Consider the following 19,630-nt stretch of genomic DNA (forward strand, 5'->3'; position numbering starts at 1 on the left):
GCCTCCGACAAACCGCCTCGCGGTGTCCTACCAACCGGCGTCGCGAGCGAAAGTCAGGCGGCGGGTGGGGATTCGACGGCGGCGTGGCAGATTTCGACCGGGTCGGTGACCACGGTGATGCCGGTGGCGGCGGAGTGGGCGGCGGCGGTGTAGGCGGGGTCGTCGAGGATGCGTTTGACGGCGTCCCGGACGGCTTCGGGGGTGACGGGGCGGACCAGGATCGAACTGCCCTGGCGGGCGGCGCGATTGGCGAGTTCCCACTGGTCGCCGCCGCCCGGGGCGGTGACGATGGGGACGCCGGCCAGCAGGGATTTGGCGAGCAGACCGTGGCCGCCGCCGCCGATCACGACCGAGGTGTGGCGCAGGATCTCGTCCTGGCGGCCCAAACCGGCTGTGGCCCAGGACGGGAGGTCGGCGGGCGGAGTGTCGAGCATGGAGACTGCGACCCGGACGCCTGCGCCTTCGAGTGCCTCGAGGGCGATGTCGGCCAGGCCCGCCGTACCGGTCTGGGCGGTCGAGGGGGCGACCATGACCAGGGGGGCATCGCCGGGCGGTAGATCCAGGATGTGGTCGGTCGGCTCCCAGAGCAGCGGGCCGACGAGGTGCGCATTCTCGGGCCAGTCGGGGCGCGGCACCTCGAGGGCGGGCAGGGTGGCGACCAGGCGGGCGGTCGGGCCCGGGTCCTCCGGTGGCAGGCCGATACTGGCGCGGGCCTGCTCGCGTTGCAGTCCCCCGCGCCGGATGGCCCGCGACGTCAGCCCGCGCAGGACCGAGTCCCGGGCGCGCCCGCGCATGCCCTCCCCCGCGGCGAGCCCACTCCCGATGGGCGGCAAGCCCTTCGACGGCAGGTACAACGGGTGCGGCGACAGCTCGACCCAGGGCAGCCGCAGCCGCTCCGCCGCCATCCCGCCCCCGACGGTGAGCACGTCCGACACCACCAGTTCCGGCAGCATGGCGCTCAGATCGGGCAGGATCTCGGTCGAAATGTGCGCGGCCCTTTGATGAATCCTGGCGCCCGCGTCACTGTCGTCGTCCTCGGCCCGGGGTGCGAGGCCCTTCAGCCGCCGCACCCCGATCCCGGCCTCCCGGGCCGCGTCGAACCACCGCGGGCTGGTGAACAGCACCGGCTCATCGCCCGCGGCCAGCAACCGCTGACACAACGCCATCGCCGGAAACGCATGCCCCGGATCAGGCCCGGCCACCACCGCTACTCGCACGGCCCCAGGGTGCCACACCCGACCGACGCCCCCGGCACCTTCACCCACTGTGGTGGCCCGTGTCACTCGACCACCAGCGCGCCCGGCGCCGGGACCGGCCGTCGGGCCCGCCCCTCAGCCCGCGAAGTGGTAGAGCTCGAAGGTCAGGGCATGGGCACCGGGGACGCCCTCCTTCGGGCCGGCGGTCATTTCCAGGACGGCGCGGGCCTGGGTTTCGGCCGGGTCGGGGCTGAGGGCCTCGAGGTAGCGGCGGTGGGCGGTGAGGGATTCGACGGCGGTCTCGAAGGTGTCGGTGACGTCGAGCCCGTGGCTGCCGTCCGGGGCGCCGTAGACGGCGGCCCAGCGTGGCGACCAGGCGGGCAGCTCGGCGAGCTCGGGGTGAATCCATTCGTTGCCGGCGTCGGACACGGCATCCAGGGCGGCGCGGCCGACGGCGCGGTGGTCGGCGGAGTTGGCGTAGCCGCGGACCCAGGTGTCGCCGAAGTTGAACAGCACCACCATGTTCGGGCGATGGCGGCGGATGGCCGCGGCCAGATCCCGGCGCAGGGCCAGGGATTCCTCGATCCGCCCGTCCGGGTGCCCGAGGAATTCCACCTCGCTGACGCCGACGATCTTGGCCGAGGCCCGCTCCTCGTCTTCCCGCAGCGGCCCACACTCGGCCGGCGGCAGCCCCGCGATCCCCGCCTCGCCGCTGCTGACCAGCACGTAGCGAATGGCCTTGCCCTGCCTGGTCCAGCGCGCGACCGCGGCGGCCGCACCGTATTCGATGTCATCGGGATGCGCGGCGATGACGATCCCGCGCTGCCAGTCCTCGGGAAGCTGCTCCATATCCTGCATTCAACACCAGCCGCCACCGCCCACACCTGGCCGACGCGAACTTCGCACCCCACGGCCACGCCGCGGCGTCACAGCATGGCGAGTACGCCCTCGAAGGCCGCTTCCGCCGCCCCGAGCAGCTTCAGATCCGGGCCCAGACGCGACTTTTCGATGCGAACCCCGCCGAAGGCCCGGCTCACCATGCTGCGGCGGTGGACCTGATCGCGGACCCGCGCGATGGCCGGTTCGGGGAGCGCGGTGAAGAGGTCGCCGAGCACCAGCAGTTCGGGCCCGAGGATATTGACGACATTGACCAGGCCCAGGGTCATCCAGTCGAGGTAGTCGGCGAGCCTGGTTTCCCAATCACCGCGCAGCTCACGGAGTTCGGCGACGATCGCCCCGCGCGGGCCGTGCTCGGGCATGCCGAGGGCGCGGCACAGCGCGGCCTCGCCCACCTCGGTCTCCCAGCAGCCTTCGTTGCCGCAGTGGCACTTTCGCCCGCCCGGCCGCACCGTCATGTGGCCGATCTCGCCGAGATACCCCGCGGATCCGCGCAGCAGCGCGCGCTGCGCGATGAGCCCGCCGCCGACCCCGACATCGGCGGAGACGAAGACCGCATCGGCGGCCGTGCGCCCGGCACCCCTGGCATGCTCTGCGAGCGCACCGAATTCGGCGTCGTTACCGACGGTGACGGGCAGGTCCAGCACCGCGTGCAGCCGCTGTCCCAGCGCCACCTCACCCCAGCGCAGGTTGGCGGCATGGTGCACCAGGCCGTCCGCGCGCCGCACCACACCGGGAACGCACACGCCCGCCGCCACCGGCCGCAGGCCCAGATCCTCCGCGAGCATGGTCGCCGATTCCGCGACGTGGGTGATCACCTCGTCCGGTTCCCGTTGCCGCCCACGCAGATTCCAGCTGTTGCGTCCCATGACCTGCCCGCCGAAGCCGACCAGCGCGATCCCCACGTGCTCGACCTGCACATCCACCGCCAGCACCACCGCCGCCTGTGGTTGCGGCAGCACCAGCAGCGAGGGCCGGCCGGCGCCGCGCGCCAGCCGCGGCACCTTCTCCTCCACCACCCCGTCCTCGGCGAGCCCGTCGACGAGCATCTTGATGGTGGACCGATTGAGCCCGAGCTCGACCGCCAGCGTCGCCCGGGTGGCGGGGCCTCCGATGTGTAGCAGCCGCAGGAGGCTCGACCGGTTGAACCGGCGCACCTCGTCCGGTCGGGCGACGGTCATGGACTCGGTAATACCATTGCGCGGCTCAACGGCCCGTTATCGCCACGCGGCGTCTCGAGAGCGCGTCGACGGTGGCGGCGAGCAGCAGCACCAGCCCGGTCACGATGGACACGACCGCCGCGGGCTGCCGCAGCAGGCCCAGTCCGTTCGACACGACGGCCAGCACCGCGCCGCCGATCACCGCGTCGGCCACCCGGCCCCGGCCGCCGAACAGGGAGGTGCCGCCGATCACGGCCGCTCCGACCGCGAACAGCAGGGTGTTGAGCCCGCCCGCCTGCGGATCGACCGAGCCGACCTTCGAGGAGTAGACGATGGCGCCGATCGCCGCACAGGCGGAGCAGATGACGAAAACGCTTGCCCGCAACTGGGTTACGTTGATGCCCGCGCGCCGGGCCGCCTCCAGGTTCCCGCCGACGGCATAGATGTGACGGCCGTAGGTGGTGCGGGTCAGCACATAGGTCCCCGCGACCAGCAGCACGAGAACGATCGGAACCACGTACGGCACACCGGAGATCACGATCAGCTTGCTGGGTGAACGATTCACGGTGAGCAGCGCTGTCACCGCGATCGCGAACCCGCTGAGCGCCACCACTTTCGCGACCACCAGCGGCGTCGGCGACGTGACCAGCCCGCGACGCCGGCGCCGCAGATGCCCGCCCAGCGTGACCGCCGCATAGCCACCGGCCGCCACCACGCACAGCACCCAGCTCCCGACCGTGGACAGATTTCCGTTCGCCACCGCATTGAGCACGTGCGAGGAATTGATCCCCAGCACCCCGCCCTCGCCGATGAGCTGCAGGATCACCCCCTGCCACGCCAGGAACAGCGCCAGCGTCACTACGAACGACGGCATCCCGATCTTCGCGATCAGGAACCCGGTGATGCACCCGATGGCGGCGCCCACACACACCGCGAGCAGCATCTCGATCCACGGATTCGCCTGAAACCCGATGACCGTCAGCACGATCCCCAGCACCGAGAACGCCACCCCGGGCCAGATCCGCAGCAGCCCCGCCAGGATCGCGGCCAGCACCAGCATGGCGTTGAACACGAAGAACACCGTGGATCCCATGCCGGTCAACAGGTTCCCGTTGTCGACGTAGTGCATGGCCAGCACCGCCCCCGCCACCCCGGACGCCGTGCCCGCCGACAGATCGATCTCGCCGATCAGCAGCACGAACACGATCCCGATGGCAATGATGGTCTGCCCCGCCCCCTGCGCCAGCAGGTTCGCAATATTGTTGAGCGAGAAGAACACATCCGACATCAGCGAGAACAACACCACCAGCGCGATCAGGCCCAGGATCGCGGGCAGGGATCCGATATCCCCGGCGCGCAGCCGGGCCGCGTAGTCGCGCACGGCTTCTCGCGTCGACCGGGTCGTGGTGTCGATCCCGAAGTCGGTGATGGCGGTACCCGGTTCGGCCGTCGCCGATTCCGAAACATTGGTCATAGCAGTGGCTTCCTCACAGCACCGCGGCTTCCGGCCGCGCCAAGCCCAGATCGCCGGAACGCCCGGCGGTGATCAACTCCACCACCTGGCCGGTGGTGACATCGGCGGTCCGCACCTGCGCGGCCATCCGGCCCAGGTACAGCACCGCGATCCGATCGGCGACCTCGAACACGTCGGCCAGGTTGTGGCTGATCAGCACCACCCCCAGCCCCTGTTCGGCCAGCCGCCGCACCAGATCCAGCACCTGCCGGGTCTGCGCCACCCCGAGCGCCGCGGTGGGTTCGTCGAGCAGAACCAGATTGCTGTTCCACAGCACGGCTTTCGCGATGGCCACGGTCTGGCGTTGCCCACCGGACAGGGCTGCGACCGGGGTGCGCACCGATTTCACGGTGCGCACCCCCAACGAGGCCAGGGTGCGCCGCGCCGCCTCCTCCATGCTCGCCTCGTCCAGCAGCCACGGCTTGCCGCGCTCCCGGCCGAGGAACATATTGGCCACGATGTCGAGGTTGTCGGCCAGGGCCAGGTCCTGGTAGACGACCTCGATGCCGAGCGCCGCCGCATCCTTGGCGCCACGCAGGTGTACGGGTTCGCCACGGAATCGCACCTCGCCGGAGTCGGCGGCGTGGATTCCGGCAACACATTTCACCAGCGTGGATTTGCCCGCGCCATTGTCGCCGACGAGTGCGGTGACCTCTCCCGCCGGCACGGTGAGGTCCACGTCGTGCAGCACGTGCACCGGTCCGAAACTCTTGTTCAGGCCGGTGATCTGGAGCAGCGGCTCACTCATGTCTCTCGATCCTCAGGCGATGCCGAGTTCGGTGCAGGCGGACTTCACGTCGCCCGAGCAGACGTCGGAGGCCTTCACGAAGCCCGAGTCCACCACCTGCTTGACCTCTGCCCTGGTGATCAACTGCGGTTGCAGCAGCACCGATTTCACGTCCCGCTTGCCCTTGGGATCCTGACTCACGCCCTGCGCCAGGGCATCCGCGGCCGCCTTGTCACCCTTGGCCAGGGCCACAGCGAGTTTCGCGGCGTTCTCGGCCTCCTCCTTGATGGGCTTGAACACGGTCATGTACTGGTCCCCGCGCAGCACCGCCTTGAGGCCGTCCACGGTGGCGTCCTGACCGGTCACCGGCACCTTGCCGTTGAGGCCGTTCTTCTTCAGCACCGTGATCACCGCACCGGCCAGGCCGTCATTGGCGGCGACCACGCCGTCGACCTTGCCGTTTGCGCCGGTCAGGATCTGCTCGAAGGTGGTGCCGCCCTTCTGGTTGTTCCAGTCGTCGATGGCTTGGCTGCGCACGAGTTTCAGCGCGCCCGAGTCGTACAGGGGCTGGAGCACCTGCTCCTGGCCCTGGTGGAACAGGGTCGCGTTGTTGTCGGTCGGCGCGCCCTCGATCTCGACGACCTGCGCGCCCGGCTTGTCCTTCAGCGCGGTGGCCAGCCCCTGGCCCTGCAGGGCGCCGACCTTCACATTGTCGAAAGACACGTAGTAGTCGGAGGATCCGCCGAGGTTGAGGCGGTCGTAGTCGATGGTCGGGATGCCGGCCTGCTTGGCCTTGGCCGCGACCGCGCTGCCCACCTCGCTGTTGATGGAGGCGATGAGCAGCACCTTGACGCCCTTGGCGATCATGCCGTCGGCCAGGGTGGAGAATTTCTGGACATCGCCCTGCGCGTTCTGCACGTCGGCATCGAATCCGGCCTCGTTCAAGGCTTTCTGCAGTAGCGGCTTGTCGAAGGATTCCCAGCGGGCCGAGGTGGCGGTCTCGGGGAGGATGACCCCGACCGTCCCATTGGCGCCGCCGCCCGATGGCGCACTCGACGAGGAGGTCGTGCTGCTGGAATTGGATCCGCAGGCGGTGAGGGTGAGCAGGCCGGACAGTGCGAGCGCGGCGGCGGCGTAACCCCGTCGGCGTCCGGACTTCGTCGGCGGGAGCGCGCTTTTCGTCCTCATCAGGGTGACCTTTCACGCGGCGGTCACTGGGTTGCAACCGCACACACGGCATATGTTGTGGGCAACAACATATGCCGTGTGAGTCACTCATATAGGACGTTTGGCCAAATCGATGCGGCCCGGTTCAGGGCAGCAGGATGACCTTTCCACCCGCGTGCCCCTCGATGACGAGCTCGTGCGCCGCGGCCGCCTCCGACAGCGGGAACGTCTTGGCGATCGCCAGATCCAGCTTGCCCGTGGACAAGAGCGGCAACAACTCACGCCAGGCATTGCCGCGGATCTCGGTGCCCGGATCGGCCCCGGGACCCATGCCGAGGGCCTTGAACCCCTCCGCGGCCGCCCGATCGAACGCCACGATGGTCGCGATCCGGCTCCGGTCGGCCACCAGTTCCAAGGAGACGTCGATCGCCTCCTCGGTGCCCACCGTGTCGAGGGCAACATCGATTCCGTTGGGGGCCAAGGCCTTGACGCGATCAGCCAGTCCCGGGCCGTACGCGACCGGCTCGACGCCGTAGGCGCGCAAGCGTTCATGCCGGCTCGGCGAGGCCGTGCCGATCACCCGCGCGCCCCGCGCCACCGCCAATTGCGCGGCCAGCGCGCCGACACTGCCCGCGGCACCGTGGATCAGCACGGTGTCCCCGGGCCCGACGCCGGTCGCCGCGAGCAGATGCACCGCGGTCCCGCCGACACTGAGCACACCGGCCGCATGCTTCCAGTCCACATCGGCGGGTTTGGGCACGACCCGGGCGGCCGGCCCGGTGACGGCGGTGGCGTAGCCGCCGCCCACCGTCGCGATCACCTCGTCGCCGACCGAGATCGGCCCGGCCGGCCCCTCGGCGTCGGGACCCACCGCGGTGACCACACCGGCCACCTCCAGGCCCAGCCGGATGGGCAATTTGCTGGGATCGGTGCCGAACGCACCGCTGTAGAGCTTGTAGTCGAAGGGATTCACCCCGGCGGCCCGCACCGCGATGCTGACCTCACCCGGCCCCGGCTCGGGCACCTCGACCTCGACCAGCGACAAGACTTCCGGTCCACCGTAAGCGGTGGCAACGACAGCAGTAGCCATCCCGCGATCATACGAAAAAAGGACCGCCCGTCCCCGCTACCGGGGCCGGACGGTCCGAAAGTTTCGACCGATCAGAACTTGCTCAGCGGCGACTTGTCCTTCGAGCCCGACACCGCCTTGTACAGCATGTACAGACCGAAGACGATGGCGCTCACCAGCAGAATCGGGAACAGTGCCTTGATCAGCCACCCGAGCACCGCGAAGGCGATCCACACGAGGACGACGACGCCGAGAATCTTCCAGAACATTACTGACCTCCCTAGTCTCCGAACCGCCGTCCGCGCGATCCGACACCATCCATACTGCGTCGCCTGCCTGAGAAAATCACCAGGTCAGCAGCGAAATCCGGGACAGATCAGGGTTCTCCCCGAGTCCCCCGGCCGAGGCGGCAGGCCGCGTTCGCCGGGGCCGCAGCCCGCCGACCTGCAACAGCCCGAGCCCCGCCCCGGGAAAGCCCGGTTCACAGCGCTGCGGGCAGGTCAGGGATGGGCGCGGAAGCGCTGGTCGGCCAGATCTGTGAGGGCCTGGGCCCAGCCGTCGAGGCGGTCGGCGGCGTCACGCAGGCCGAGCATGGCCCAGCCGAGATCGTCGGCGATGGCCGCGCTCTCGGGGACCGCCAGCACCCGGGCCGCGGCCGCGACCATACCCTCGTATTCGACGACTCCGCCGTCAAGGCGGGTGGAAACAGCCCGAACGTGCTCGCCCAGTGGCGAACTCGCGCCGAGCGCACCGGCGGCCTGCTCCATGGCGACCACATCCTGTGCCAGCGCGTGCAGTGCGGCGGCCCCGGACGCGGCTGTTTCCAGGGTGTCGTTGAGATCGTCCTCGGGAAGCCGGCCCGTCCGTGCGATCTGCGAGTGCAGCCCGTGCAGCGCCCGCTCGGCCCGGACCAATCGGGCGATCGACGCTCGCGCCGCGGACCGGATCGGCGGCAGCTTCCGAGGCACGAAAGCGGCCTGCGGCAGCGGCTCCCGGCGCATCTCCAGATACCGCCGGGCCGTCACCGCGGTCCCGGTGACCAGCGCGACCGCACCACCACCGACTACGATCACCGCCCAGGCCGGCGCCGAAATCAGCACCAGTCCAACGGTTCCGGCCGTCGTCAACCCCGAAGCTGTTCCCAGCCGGAAACTCCGACGCCGTGCCCGGCGCCGCTTCCGCAGCTCACGCTCCCGCGGATCCGCCCACCTCCGCACGGCCACCAGCGCCTGCTCCCCCACCCCCCGCAACGTATCCGGCAGCCGCTGCGCCAACTCCTCGGGCTCGAACCCGGTGGGCGCCAACACTTCTCGCACCGCCTCGGTGGCCCGCTCGCGCCGCGCCCGTTTCCGCCGGCCGCCACCCGCAGCACCGGCGGGGTCACCGGCGCGGGCGCCACGTCCGGACACGGGTTGCGAATGAACCGGTGGCTGCACCGTGGATTCACGCGGCGCTTGACCAGCGCCCAGTGGCGATCCGCGGTCGATTCGCGGCGGCGGGGATGGCTCCGGCGCAGCGGATGCCGAGTGGCCAGTGAACCCGGCCGGATGGGGCGAGCGGTGCTCCGGCGCTGAGGAAATACTCGCTGCCGGTGTGGAAGCCGTTTCAGGCCCGGCGGTTTCGGACTGCGCCGGAGGCTGCGCGGTTGCGGGCGGCGGGAACGGGGAGGGGAAACCCGGGATGGGGTCGGCGGTTCTGGTGCGGGTACGGCGCAGAAAACGGGCAGGGGAGGTCGCGGGACTCTTGTCGGCCCGCGATCTCCCCATCGTGCACTACCTTTCGCGCAGCAGTTACTGCTGGGCGGCCTGGCCCTTGTTGAAATTGGGCTGGGCGGCCGGCTGCGCGGGCTGGCCCTGCGGGATCTGCTGCTGGGTGCCACCGGCGGGCAGCGAGTCGCCGCGCATGGAGGCGCGAATCTGCTCGAGGCGGTTGTGGCCCGCCATCTGGACGCTGGCCTGCTGGACCTCGAGCATGCGGCCCTGGACCGAGTTGCCCGCCAGCTCGGCGGCACCGAGCGCGTTGGCGTAGCGGCGTTCGATCTTCTCGCGCACCGCGTCCAGGCTGGGGACGGCGCCGGGGGCCGACAGGGTGGAGTCCATCTGCTGCAGCGAGGCCGAGACCTGCTCCTGCATCTTGGCCTGCTCCAGCTGCGAGAGCAGCTTGGTGCGCTCGGCGACCTTCTGCTGCAGCAGCATGGCGTTCTGCTCGACCGCCTTCTTGGCCTGCGCGGCGGCCTGCAGCGACTGGTCGTGCAGCACCTTCAGGTCCTCGACGGACTGTTCGGCGGTCACCAGCTGGGCGGCGAAAGCCTCAGCGGCATTGGTGTATTGGATGGCCTTCTCGGTGTCACCGGCACCGCTGGCCTGGTCGGCCAGCATAACCGCCTGGCGCGCATTGGCATTGAGCTTCTCGACCTCGTCCAGCTGGCGGTTGAGCTTCATCTCCAGCTGGCGCTGGTTGCCGATCACCGACGCGGCCTGCTGCGACAGGGCCTGATGCTGGCGCTGGGCTTCCTCGATGGCCTGCTGGATCTGAACCTTCGGATCCGCATGCTCCTCGATCTTCGAATCGAAGAGGGCCATCATGTACTTCCAGGCCTTCACGAACGGATTAGCCATCGATTGATCCCGCCTCCATATGACGTGCCGCGCCCCGTAGCGCGACAGTAGTGCGCGACCGTCGCGCACCCCTGTTGTCCCTATCTCCACTGTGCAACGGCCGTTCCGGAGATTTCGGCAACAGCGCGACGCCTCCGGCACGAAGCCTACAGAGAATTTATCCCTTTCGGCTCCACAGCACAGTGATCACTTGGCAGCCACCAGCACCAGACGATCCGACTTCGGGGCCGGAATCACAATGCGGGGGCCGAAAGTTCCATCCGCGGCCAGGGCAACGTCGCCGTCGCCACCCCGCGGGGTAACCTTCGCGGCCACCTTGGCGAGCCCGGCTTTGGCGGGCACTTTGCCGGCTCCCACACCCGCGGTGGCCTTGTCGGCGGCCTTGTCGGCGTCGGCCATGGTGGAACTCACGTCGAAGAGCACCTGCGCCAGTGGCACGTCCAGCGCCTGGCAGATGGCGGCCAGCAGTTCGCTGGACGCCTCCTTGCGGCCGCGCTCGACCTCCGACAGGTACCCCAGACTCACGCGCGCGGAGGTGGAGACCTCGCGCAGCGTCCGGCTCTGGGCAACCCGAGCGCGCCGCAGGCTTTCCCCGATGGCTTCTCGCAGCAGCGTCATCTCGTTCTCCTCACACTCGTCTCGCCGGACCCAGCGTTTGACTGGACAACGTCCGGCGTCGGCCGCGCGTTCCCGGCCTCGTCACTCGTCCCTGACGATGCGGACGAGCTCGGTGACCGCGGCGCGAACCGCGCCCACCCTGATCGTCCACCGGTCCCCTGACAACTTCAACCGAAGTACCTCGGTGGACTCCGGACCCGCTATACCAAGGAATACCGTGCCGACCGGTCGCCCGTCCTGTGGTTCGGGTCCGGCGACTCCGGTGAGTCCGATTCCCCAGTCCGCTCCGCAGCGGTGGCGGGCCCCGACGGCGAGCTGTTCGGCGGTGGTCGCGGCTACCGGTCCGTCGGCGGCCAGGGTGTCGGCACTCACACCGGCGAGCGACTGCTTGAGGTCGGTGGCGTAGACGATCAGTCCACCCCGCAACACCGTGCTGGCGCCCGGAATTCCCGCGATGGTGGCGCTGAGCAGTCCCGCGGTCAGCGATTCCGCGGTGGCGACGGTCTGGCCGGCGGCGGCGAGCGCGGCCACCAGCTCGGCGGCGGGCGCCGAGGCGACGAGCGGGTCGGGCGGAATGGGCGGAGCGGTGGCTACGCGGGACAGCGCGGTCTCGACGTCGGGCCGCACGTCACGCCGCACGGCTGCCGCCCGGCGACCCGAACCAGAGGCGGGCCGCTTGCACGACGTAGTCGAGACCGGTGACGACCGTCAGCACGACGGCCGCATACATCAAGTCCATTCCGGCCGAAGCGAATCCGCCGGAGAGCGGCAGCAACAGCACGGCAATGGCGACGGACTGCACCAGCGTCTTGAGCTTGCCGCCCCGGCCCGCGGGAATCACCCCGCGCCGGACCACGGCCAGCCGCAGCAGGGTCACGCCGAGCTCGCGGGCCACGATGACGATCGTGATCCACCAGGGCAGATCGTGCAGCATCGACAATCCGACGAGCGCGGCCCCGATGAGCGCCTTGTCCGCGATCGGGTCGGCCAGCTTGCCGAAGTCGGTGACCAGGCCGTATTTGCGAGCCAGTTGCCCGTCGATGCGGTCGGTGATGGCGGCGACGCCGAACAGCCCGGCCGCGATCCAGCGCCACTCGGTGTCGTGCCCGCCGTGGGCGAACAGCGCCAGCAGAAACAGCGGCACGATCAGGATGCGCAGCACCGTCAGCACATTGGCGATGTTCAGCAGTGGCACGGCCGGCGGTTCCGCCGCCGCCTCCGGACGGGGCACGGGGGCGAATCCCGGACGTGCCGCGGGACCGGCATCGGTCCAGCGACCCTCCAACTCGTCACGTTGCACGGTCACCAGCGCCCCCACCGGCCGAGAGACCGGCCATGGTTTCCGGACCATGCCGGTATGTGGGAGAGCTGGATGTGCGACACACCGACAAGCCTATCGGTACGCGGGCCGACTACTGTGCACCCCATGACAACACGGGCACCTGACAGTGGTTCGATCGGCGGGCATGCGGCGATAGCGCCGATCGTCCGCCGAGCGCGAACCTCTGACGTGCCCGAGATCAAGAGCCTCATCGACATCTACGCCGGCCGGATCCTGCTCGAGAAGAACCTGGTGACGCTGTACGAGGCGGTCCAGGAATTCTGGGTGGCCGAGCGCGACGGCCAGATCCTCGGCTGCGGCGCGCTGCACGTGCTGTGGGCCGACCTCGGCGAGGTACGCACGGTCGCGGTGCACCCGGACATCAAGGGCACGGGTGCGGGGCGGCTGATCGTGGAGCAGCTCATCGCGGTCGCGCGCGAGCTGGAGCTGAAGCGGGTGTTCGTGCTGACCTTCGAGGTGGATTTCTTCGCCCGGCACGGGTTCGCGGAGATCGAGGGCACACCGGTGACCGCCGAGGTGTACGCCGAGATGTGCCGGTCCTACGACACCGGTGTCGCCGAGTTCCTGGATCTGTCCTACGTCAAGCCGAACACGCTCGGGAATACCCGAATGCTGTTGACGCTCTGACCTTCTCCGTATCCGTACCGACTTCGATCAGGAGCGAGAGCCCATGGCCGTCTTCGCCGTCCACTACGTCTACTCCGAGGCCACCGTCCCCGGCCGCGACATCCACCGGCCCGATCACCGGGCCTGGCTGAACAGCCTGGTCGACGCGGGCACCGTGCTCACCAGCGGTCCGTACCCGGACGGGTCGGGCGCGCTGATCCTGGTCCAGGCCGACGACCTGGAGGCGGTGACCACGCTGTTCGAGAACGACCCGTTCAACCGCGAGGGCCTGCTGACCGACAAGCGCATCGTCGAATGGCAGCCGACCATGGGCGCGTTCGTGTCCTGATCAGGCTTCGACCGTCTCGCGCCTGCCGGAGTCGGCGCTGCGCCGGATCGCGTCCAGGACGCGATGCACGTGCAGGCCGGTCCCGAAGGACGGGACCAGGTGGAGGTTGCGGCGGAGGTCGCCCGCCAGACGGTCGTAAAGCCTTGCCACATTGCGGGATTCGATCGGCAGCGTCGCGAAGGGCCCGGCCTCCTCGGGGGTCAGGTCCTGCCACGCGCCGTCCGGGCCGTTGGATCCCAGCAGGCGCAGGTCGCTCATCTGGATGCCGCCCGCTCCCGAAGGGCCGTCGCTGACAATCACCAGATCGCCGTCGGTGCCGGAGATTTCGATGCGGGTGCGGCCGTCGGTGACCTTGCCGTCGTGGATGTGGGCCGATACCGGTATGCCGGTGTCGGTGCGTCCGGTCAGCAGTAGATGGTCCGGGCTGGTGACCGATACCCGCTCGCCGGTCTCGTCGATGATGGCGAGCGGGTGACGGATCGCGAGCTCGGCCGAGACCTCGGTGAGCGGGCCGGCCAGGGATTCGACCGTCGCGAGGGTGTGGCCGCCCGCGACCTCCAGCATTCCCGCGCCGCTGTCGCGGTCCAGGGTGTAGGCCGCCCACTGCGGGATGCGGCCGCCCGCGCCCTTGCCGCGGGCCGCGTAGACCGTGACCGAAACCACCTTGCCCACGTAGCGGCTGTTGACCATCAAGGTTCGCGCACGCTGGACGGCGGGGGCGAGCCCGGCCTGCAGTCCGACGACGTGCAGTCCGGGAACGTCGACGGCCGCGGCCACGATGGCCTCGGCTTCGGCGGTGGTCCGGGTGAGCGGCCATTCGGAGTAGACGTGCTTGCCCGCGGCCAGCGCGGCGCGGATCAGTTCGGCGTGCGCCGGGACCTTCACGGTGATGACGACCAGGTCGACATCGGGATGCTCGGCCAGTTCGCGCGCGTCGGTGAAGGCATGCTCCGCGCCGAACAGGTGGGCGGCGCGCTCGGCGCTCTCGCGGCGGCTGGTGCCGACCGCGGTCAGCTCGTAGTCCGGCAGGGCCCGCAGGGCCGGGATGTGGGCGCGGGTGGCCCAGCCCCGGTCCGGGTTCGCGCCGATGATTCCCACTCGGATGCGATCCGACATCACTCACTCCTTCATCAAGCGGACTCGATGCGTCCGTTTTGGACGGTAGACAAGCGGACCCGGAAAGTCCACTTTTGCTAGAGTGCTGCCATGACCGCCGTCGATCGCCTGCTGGCCCGGGATGCCGCGCCGACTCCCCGCGCCGATGCCCGCCGCAATCTCGAACGGCTGGTCACGGCCGCGCGGGCGGCGGTGGCGGAGGTCGGGGTGGCGGTCACCGCGCAGGAGATCGCGCAGCGGGCCGGGGTGGGCAAGGGGACCTTCTATCGGCGGGTGCCCTCGCTCGACGCACTGCTGACGGCGGTGCTGGAGGAGGTCCTCGACGAGGGCATCGCGGCCGCCGACCGCGCCCTCGCCCAGCCGGACCCGTGGCAGGGATTCACCGAATTCGCCGCCGCGTACGTGGGTTTGCGGGCGGAGAGCTGCGGGGTCAACGATGCACTGGGCGGCGCGGGCAGCGGCGAGGTGGACCGCTGCATCGGCGAGCTGCGCGACCGGCTGCGCGAATTGGTCGGCAGGGCACAGCAGAACGGCTCGATGCGGGCCGATATCACCTGGGAGGACGTGGCTTTCGCGCTGGCCGGGGTCGGCACCGCCGATCACACCGTCGGCCTGCGGGCCGCCCCGGATCAATGGCAGCGCACGCTGCGCATCGTGCTGGACGGGCTGTCCACCCGCCGGTGACCACCGGTCCGGCGGTGGCGCACCACGACCGGCGGTCTACCGTCGATCTCGTGCGATCGGATGATGCCACGGCTCTGTCCAGGTTCCGCGCCGCCCGGGTGGCCCGGCTGGCCACCGCCGATACCACCGGCGTGCCACACCTGGTTCCCGTCACCTTCGCGGTCTCCCCCGCCGATTCGCCGCTGCTGGTGGTGATCGCGATCGACAACAAACCGAAGACCACCACCGATCTCCGCCGGCTCCGCAATATCGCCGCCAACCCTCGCGTTTCCCTCCTCGCCGATCACTACGACGAGGACTGGACCCGGCTGTGGTGGACGCGTCTCGACGGCACCGCCGACATCCTCGACGACACGGTGGACCGTGAGCTGCCGCTCGGCTGGCTGATCGCCAAATATCCGCAGTACCAAGCAGATCCGCCCGCGGGGCCGATCATTCGGATCGCAGTCGACTCGGTACGCGGCTGGTCGTACGCCTGATGACATAGCCGCTCGTCAGGATGTGGAGCAGGACATAGCAGCCCGCGTAAGTGGGCACCGTGATGTAGGCGAACCACACCGAGTTGTCGGCGCGCGGCATCATGAACAGGCCGATTCCGATGGGGTGCGGCGAATCCTCCATGGGCGGCCGGTCGGAGAAGGTCCACCACCAGCTGAAGGCGACCAGGACGACGACGACCGGGGCAAGCCAGGTCCAGCGGGTAGCGGCGGTACGGGCGTGATGCCAGGCGAGAATCAGCAAGGGCACGAACCACACCCAGTGGTGGCCCCACGAGAACGGTGACGCGCACGCGGCGGTCGTCCCGGTGACCGTGATCGCCAGCAGCTCCTGGTGGGCGCGATGGGCAAGGGTCGCGGCGGTGAGCCCGAGGGCCACGACCGGGAGCAGCGCGAGCAGCCACATCCAGGTGGGCGGCTGGAACACGGTCGCCCCGAACGCATTCGACGCGTAGCGCTCGACGTCGAAGAACCGCAGCAGCTGCGCGAGCAGACCGTTGACGGACTGGTTGCCCGGCGAATCGACCGCCCCGACCCGGCCGGCCGCGGTGACCTGTCCGCGCCAGTACGAGTACGCGTCGCCGGGCCGGGCGAGGAAGCCGAGGGCGATGGTCGCGGCGAACGCCCCGGCCGCCACACCCAATGTCCGCCATTGCCGGGTGCAAGCGAGATAGACGAGGAAGAACGCGGGTGTCAGTTTGATCCCGGCGGCGGTGCCGACTCCGAGACCGCGCAGCCGGGCCGCGGGCGGGCGGGTGAGGTCCCAGACGATGAGCAGGACCAGGAAGACATTGATCTGACCGAGCCAGATCGTGGAGCGCACCGGTTCGAGCACCGTGCAGATCACCGCCAGCACCAGCGCGAACATCCAGGTGCGCACCGTATTCGGGTATTTCAGCGTGCGCAGGCAGCACCCGGTCAGCGCGATCAGGGCCAGTATGGTCGCGGCCGACCACAGCGCCTCGGCGGTGACCAGGGAGATGATCGTGAGCGGAACGAAGACCAAGGCCGCGAACGGGGTGTAGGTGAACTCCATGCCGAACACGACGGGCCCGTCGTAGAGCCCGGCCCGATTCCGCAGGGTCGCTCCGCCCGCCTGATACACGTCCAGATCAAGGCCGTTGTTGAACAGGCCGTAGTACGGATTGCCGATGGGTATGGCGAAGACGTGCCACAGCAGCGCGGCCACCATGAGGATGAGCCCGCCGGCCAGCATCCGATCGGTCACACAGGGTTCGGTGCTCCGGCGACCGATCCGGGTGATGTCGCGCCGCCCGGAGAGATCCTCGGCAAACTCCTTGGCCCCCAAAACCATTTGGCTACCATAACCAAGCCCGGCCCGGCCGATCCTCCCAATCACGGTGCTACACCACGGCTCTCGCAGCACGGCGGTAAAACGGCTGGGAAGCACGGGTATTCGCGAGGCGGGCAGACTGTTAGGGTCGGCGGATGAGCGATGGCACGCAGCTTCGGATCGGGATTCTCGGGGCGGCGAATATCGCGCCGATGGCGCTGATCGGCCCGGCCGGGCGAAATCCGGAAGTTGTGGTGGCCGCGGTCGCGGCACGGGACCGGGGACGGGCGGAGGAGTTCGCCCGCATGTACGGGATCGGACAGGTCTACGGCAGCTACGAGGCGCTGGTCGGGGCGGACGACCTGGACGCGGTGTACATCCCACTGCCGAACGGCCTGCACGGGCGGTGGATCCGCGCCGCGGTCGAGGCCGGCAAGCATGTGCTGTGCGAGAAGCCGTTCACCGCCGATGCCCGAGAGGCACGGGAGATCGCCACGCTGGCCGGAACATCGGATCGAGTGGTGATGGAGGCGTTCCACTACCGGTATCACCCGCTGACGCTGGCGGCCGAGAAGATCATCGCCTCAGGTGAATTGGGGACGCTGCGGCGGGTGGAGACCGCGCTGTGCTTCCCCCTGCCCAAGTTCTCCGATATCCGCTACAACTACGACCTCGCGGGCGGGGCGCTGATGGACGCGGGCAGCTATGCCGTGCACATGGCCCGGACCTTCGGCCGCGAGCAGCCCGAAGTGGTTACGGCGCAGGCGAAATTGCGCGATCCGCGCATCGACCGCGCCATGACCGCGGAGCTGCGCTTCCCCTCCGGGCACACCGGCCGCATCCGCTGCTCCATGTGGTCGTCGGATCTGGTCCGGATCAGCGCTAGGGTGATCGGCGATCGCGGCCGGATGCGGCTGCTCAATCCGGTGGCGCCGCAGCTGGGGCACGTGCTGTGGCTGAGCACCGAGAATGGCCGCAGCCTGCGGCAATTCGGGCGGCGCGCGTCGTACGACTATCAGCTCGACGCCTTCGCCGGGGCGGTGCTGCGGGGCGAGCAGATCCTCACCACGCCCGCCGAAGCCGTCGCGAACATGAGCGTCATCGATGCCGTCTATCAGGCGGCCGGTCTGCCGCTGCGCCGGCCGAGCTGACATTACGACCGCCTCCCCGGGACCGGGCGGGCCCCCGGCTGCCGAGCGCGGAGCGCGAGGGCACACCATGTCCGGTGTGAACACCCAGACTTGCGACGTCATTGTCATCGGGGCCGGACCGGTCGGCGAGAATGTCGCCGACCGCACCGCCGCGGCCGGGCTCGACACGATCATCGTCGAGTCGGAGCTGGTCGGCGGCGAATGCTCCTACTGGGCTTGCCAGCCCAGTAAGGCGCTGCTGCGCCCGGCCCTGCTGTACGGCGAGGCAGTGCGCTTCCCCGGGGTCGGCGCCGCGGTCACCGGGCCGCTCGATACCCGCGCGGTGCTGGAGCACCGCGACCGCATGGCCTCCGACTGGAACGACCACGGTCAGGTCGAATGGCTCGACAAGGCCGGTATCTCGCTCCTGCGCGGCCACGGCCGGCTCGACGGAGTGCGGCAGGTGACGGTGCAGACCCCCGACGGCGACACGGTGCGATTGCAGGCCCGGCACGCGGTCGCGATCTGCACCGGCAGCCGCGCGGCACTGCCGCCGCTGCCCGGACTGGATGCGCTGCGGCCGTGGACGAGCCGGGAGGCCACCAGCGCATCCGAGGTTCCGGGGCGGCTGGCCATCGTGGGCGCCGGGGTGGTGGCGACCGAAATGGCCACGGCCTGGCGGGCACTCGGCTCGCAGGTCACGCTGATCGCGCGGGGTGCGCGCCTGCTGGACCGGATGGAACCCTTCGCGGCCGACCTGGTTGCCGACCGGCTCCGGGCGGCGGGCGTGGACCTGCGGTTCGGGCGGACCATCGCGACGGCCGAGCGGGCGGGTGGGCCCGATGACAGCATCCATCTCACTCTCGACGACGGCGCGCGGATCGTCGCGGATGAACTGCTGTTCGCGACCGGTCGCGCGCCGCGCACCGCGGACATCGGCCTCGACACCATCGGACTGGACCCGGGCGCGTGGCTGGCCACCGACGACACCTACACGGTGACCGCCGTCGACGGCGAATGGCTGTACGCCGCAGGCGATGTCAATCATCGGGCGCTGCTCACCCATCAGGGTAAGTATCAGGCGCGCATCGCGGGCGCGGTGATCGCCGACCGGGCCCGCGGCCGCACGCTCGAGACGGGTCCGTTCGGACGGCATTCGGGCACCGCCGATCTGGTCGCCGTGCCGCAGGTGGTGTTCACCGAACCGGAGGTAGCGGCGGTCGGGCTCACCGCCGCGGAGGCCGCGCGCCAGGGCCGGGCCGTCGACATCGTCGACTACGACCTCGGCCGGGTTGCCGGTGCGGTGCAATACGATCCGGACTATCGCGGCCGGGCGCGGGTTCTCGTCGATCCCGAGCGCGGGGTGCTCGTCGGGGCGACGTTCGCCGGGGGCGGGGTGGCCGAGCTCCTGCATTCGGCGACCATCGCCATCACCGGCGAGGTCCCCATCGACCGGCTCTGGCACGCGGTGCCCGCGTACCCCACGATCAGTGAGATCTGGCTGCGACTGCTGGAAACCTATCGCGATCAACAACATTCGCAGGTGCAGGCCGCTGGGGACTCGGCGTCCTGAACAAGGGTCGCGGAATCCATAGTTGCACCACCGGTTCCGGTGCCGGGCCACGGTGGGGCCCGGCGCCGGAGGGG

General features: G+C 69.9%; 21 protein-coding genes. 6 read left to right on the forward strand and 15 right to left on the reverse strand.

Annotated elements, in window-relative coordinates:
- Nucleotides 1-53: 53 nt before the first annotated feature.
- The 13 genes from ACWEKS_RS13930 to pgsA all read right to left on the reverse strand — a co-directional run bounded on the left by ACWEKS_RS13930 (nt 54) and on the right by pgsA (nt 12,271).
- Complete coding sequence (locus tag ACWEKS_RS13930) at nt 54-1,217, reverse strand: glycosyltransferase (protein ID WP_452340408.1); 1,164 nt, start codon at nt 1,215-1,217, stop codon at nt 54-56.
- A gap of 114 nt (nt 1,218-1,331) precedes the next feature.
- Entirely contained in the window at nt 1,332-2,045 is a 714-nt protein-coding gene (locus ACWEKS_RS13935; protein WP_452340409.1) for a PIG-L deacetylase family protein, read from the reverse strand.
- 77 nt (nt 2,046-2,122) lie between these two features.
- Nucleotides 2,123-3,274 carry an ROK family protein gene (locus tag ACWEKS_RS13940; protein WP_452340410.1) on the reverse strand — a complete coding sequence of 384 codons (1,152 nt, stop codon included), beginning with the start codon at nt 3,272-3,274 and terminating at the stop codon, nt 2,123-2,125.
- 25 nt (nt 3,275-3,299) lie between these two features.
- Complete coding sequence (locus ACWEKS_RS13945; RefSeq protein ID WP_452340411.1) at nt 3,300-4,727, reverse strand: sugar ABC transporter permease; 1,428 nt, start codon at nt 4,725-4,727, stop codon at nt 3,300-3,302.
- A 13-nt stretch (nt 4,728-4,740) separates the two neighbouring features.
- A complete protein-coding gene (locus tag ACWEKS_RS13950) occupies nt 4,741-5,514 on the reverse strand; it encodes an ATP-binding cassette domain-containing protein (protein WP_040859440.1) in 774 nt (257 codons plus the stop codon).
- A 12-nt stretch (nt 5,515-5,526) separates the two neighbouring features.
- Entirely contained in the window at nt 5,527-6,681 is a 1,155-nt protein-coding gene (locus tag ACWEKS_RS13955) for a sugar ABC transporter substrate-binding protein (protein WP_379428320.1), read from the reverse strand.
- Nucleotides 6,682-6,805: 124 nt separating this feature from the next.
- A complete protein-coding gene (locus tag ACWEKS_RS13960; RefSeq protein WP_452340412.1) occupies nt 6,806-7,750 on the reverse strand; it encodes a quinone oxidoreductase family protein in 945 nt (314 codons plus the stop codon).
- 71 nt (nt 7,751-7,821) lie between these two features.
- Nucleotides 7,822-7,998: a hypothetical protein gene (locus tag ACWEKS_RS13965; protein ID WP_354839568.1), complete on the reverse strand. Its 177-nt coding sequence runs from the start codon at nt 7,996-7,998 to the stop codon at nt 7,822-7,824.
- Between the two features lie 231 nt (nt 7,999-8,229).
- A complete protein-coding gene (gene pspM, locus ACWEKS_RS13970) occupies nt 8,230-9,138 on the reverse strand; it encodes a phage shock envelope stress response protein PspM (protein WP_452340413.1) in 909 nt (302 codons plus the stop codon).
- Nucleotides 9,139-9,519: 381 nt separating this feature from the next.
- Nucleotides 9,520-10,347 carry a phage shock protein PspA gene (pspA, locus tag ACWEKS_RS13975; protein WP_354839563.1) on the reverse strand — a complete coding sequence of 276 codons (828 nt, stop codon included), beginning with the start codon at nt 10,345-10,347 and terminating at the stop codon, nt 9,520-9,522.
- Between the two features lie 186 nt (nt 10,348-10,533).
- A complete protein-coding gene (locus ACWEKS_RS13980; protein WP_452340414.1) occupies nt 10,534-10,965 on the reverse strand; it encodes a helix-turn-helix domain-containing protein in 432 nt (143 codons plus the stop codon).
- Between the two features lie 81 nt (nt 10,966-11,046).
- Nucleotides 11,047-11,541, reverse strand: a complete 495-nt coding sequence (locus ACWEKS_RS13985) for a CinA family protein (RefSeq protein WP_452340540.1) — start codon at nt 11,539-11,541, stop codon at nt 11,047-11,049.
- A 52-nt stretch (nt 11,542-11,593) separates the two neighbouring features.
- Nucleotides 11,594-12,271, reverse strand: coding sequence for a CDP-diacylglycerol--glycerol-3-phosphate 3-phosphatidyltransferase (gene pgsA, locus ACWEKS_RS13990; RefSeq protein WP_452340415.1), 678 nt, complete (start codon nt 12,269-12,271; stop codon nt 11,594-11,596).
- Between the two features lie 120 nt (nt 12,272-12,391).
- Between pgsA and ACWEKS_RS13995 the strand changes: the two genes are divergently transcribed.
- Together ACWEKS_RS13995 and ACWEKS_RS14000 are read left to right on the forward strand one after the other, a co-directional pair.
- The gene (locus ACWEKS_RS13995; RefSeq protein ID WP_452340416.1) at nt 12,392-12,934 is read left to right on the forward strand and encodes an amino-acid N-acetyltransferase; all 543 of its coding nucleotides are present in this window, start codon (nt 12,392-12,394) and stop codon (nt 12,932-12,934) included.
- A 43-nt stretch (nt 12,935-12,977) separates the two neighbouring features.
- Nucleotides 12,978-13,262 carry a YciI family protein gene (locus tag ACWEKS_RS14000; protein WP_354839554.1) on the forward strand — a complete coding sequence of 95 codons (285 nt, stop codon included), beginning with the start codon at nt 12,978-12,980 and terminating at the stop codon, nt 13,260-13,262.
- On the opposite strand, the gene ACWEKS_RS14005 is transcribed toward ACWEKS_RS14000, so the two are convergent.
- Nucleotides 13,263-14,378 (reverse strand): Gfo/Idh/MocA family protein, encoded by a 1,116-nt coding sequence (locus ACWEKS_RS14005; RefSeq protein ID WP_452340417.1) that lies wholly within the window; start codon nt 14,376-14,378, stop codon nt 13,263-13,265. It lies immediately after the preceding gene.
- A 90-nt stretch (nt 14,379-14,468) separates the two neighbouring features.
- On the opposite strand from ACWEKS_RS14005, the gene ACWEKS_RS14010 reads away from it, so the two are divergent.
- Entirely contained in the window at nt 14,469-15,062 is a 594-nt protein-coding gene (locus ACWEKS_RS14010; RefSeq protein ID WP_452340418.1) for a TetR/AcrR family transcriptional regulator, read from the forward strand.
- 50 nt (nt 15,063-15,112) lie between these two features.
- Entirely contained in the window at nt 15,113-15,541 is a 429-nt protein-coding gene (locus ACWEKS_RS14015; RefSeq protein ID WP_452340419.1) for a TIGR03668 family PPOX class F420-dependent oxidoreductase, read from the forward strand.
- On the opposite strand, the gene ACWEKS_RS14020 is transcribed toward ACWEKS_RS14015, so the two are convergent.
- On the reverse strand, nt 15,495-16,874 hold the full coding sequence (locus ACWEKS_RS14020; protein ID WP_452340420.1) for a glycosyltransferase 87 family protein: 1,380 nt from the start codon (nt 16,872-16,874) through the stop codon (nt 15,495-15,497). The two genes, ACWEKS_RS14015 and ACWEKS_RS14020, sit on opposite strands and share 47 nt — an antisense overlap.
- 134 nt (nt 16,875-17,008) lie before the next feature.
- Between ACWEKS_RS14020 and ACWEKS_RS14025 the strand changes: the two genes are divergently transcribed.
- Together ACWEKS_RS14025 and ACWEKS_RS14030 are read left to right on the forward strand one after the other, a co-directional pair.
- A complete protein-coding gene (locus ACWEKS_RS14025) occupies nt 17,009-18,004 on the forward strand; it encodes a Gfo/Idh/MocA family protein (RefSeq protein ID WP_452340421.1) in 996 nt (331 codons plus the stop codon).
- 67 nt (nt 18,005-18,071) lie between these two features.
- Entirely contained in the window at nt 18,072-19,556 is a 1,485-nt protein-coding gene (locus ACWEKS_RS14030; RefSeq protein ID WP_452340422.1) for a dihydrolipoyl dehydrogenase family protein, read from the forward strand.
- The last annotated feature ends 74 nt before the right edge of the window (nt 19,557-19,630 follow it).

The organism is Nocardia sp. NPDC004711 (assembly GCF_053601595.1).